Origin of the sequence: Leisingera sp. ANG-M7, from assembly GCF_000813965.1 — a bacterium.
Lineage (GTDB): Bacteria > Pseudomonadota > Alphaproteobacteria > Rhodobacterales > Rhodobacteraceae > Leisingera.
On sequence record NZ_JWLI01000047.1, the window covers coordinates 1 to 897 of the forward strand.

Consider the following 897-nt stretch of genomic DNA (forward strand, 5'->3'; position numbering starts at 1 on the left):
CTGGCGCAGGGCGACATCGGCCAGCACTTCCCGCCATCCGATCCGCAGTGGAAAGGCGCCGCCAGCGAGATTTTCCTGCGCCATGCGGCAAACCTCGCGCGCGAGATGGGCTTCACCCTGTCGAACGTCGACTGCACCTTGGTCTGCGAATTCCCCAAGGTTGGCCCGCACGCCGCCAAAATGCGTGCGGTAATGGCTGAGATTCTGGGCATCGGCGCAGACCGTGTGTCGATCAAGGCCACCACGTCGGAGCGCCTCGGCTTCACCGGCCGCGGCGAGGGCATCGCCGCCATCGCCACCGCAGCACTGGTGAAACTATGAAGAGATCGCGTCTGGCCTTCCTGATCGGCACCGTGGGCGGCATCGGCTACCTGCGTCCGGCCCCCGGCACCTGGGGATCGCTTGCAGCCCTGCCCATGGCCTATGCGCTGCACCAGCTGGGCGGGTTCCTGCTGCTGGCGCTGGCGACCGTGATCTGCATGATCGTCGGCGTCTGGGCGGCGGAGGCAATGACCCGCAACCGCGAAAACATGGACCCCTCGGAATTTGTCCTGGACGAGGTCGCAGGCCAGTTCACTGCTCTCTGGGCCGTGTCCTACCCGGCCTGGGCCCATGACATCGAAATCACCGCGCTGTGGCCGGGCTGGATCGCGGCCTTTGTGCTGTTCCGCCTGTTCGATATCCTGAAACCCGGCCCCGTCGGCTGGGCCGACCGGCAGAAGGGCGCAACCGGCGTAATGATGGATGACATCATCGCTGGCATTCTGGCCGCCATCTGCGTCGCCGCATTGGCCTTCCTGTCGCACGGTGTGCTGGGGATGTGATCATGGGCACAGATGAGCTGATCATACGCGCAACGGCCGCAGGCATCACCATCGCCACCGCCGAGAGCTGCAC

General features: G+C 65.6%; 2 protein-coding genes. Both read left to right on the top strand.

Annotated features, from left to right (window positions below):
- A partial coding sequence (gene ispF / locus RA26_RS21845) for a 2-C-methyl-D-erythritol 2,4-cyclodiphosphate synthase (protein ID WP_039187559.1) occupies positions 1–321 on the top strand: 321 nt, incomplete at its 5' end.
- Positions 318–824, top strand: a complete 507-nt coding sequence (locus RA26_RS21850; protein WP_039187561.1) for a phosphatidylglycerophosphatase A family protein — start codon at positions 318–320, stop codon at positions 822–824. The genes ispF and RA26_RS21850, both read left to right, overlap by 4 nt.
- Positions 825–897 lie beyond the last annotated feature (73 nt).

Excerpts from the sequence above, each read along its gene's own strand:
- RA26_RS21850 (WP_039187561.1), top strand. The coding sequence starts at position 318 with ATGAAGAGATCGCGTCTGGCCTTCCTGATCGGCACCGTGGGCGGCATC.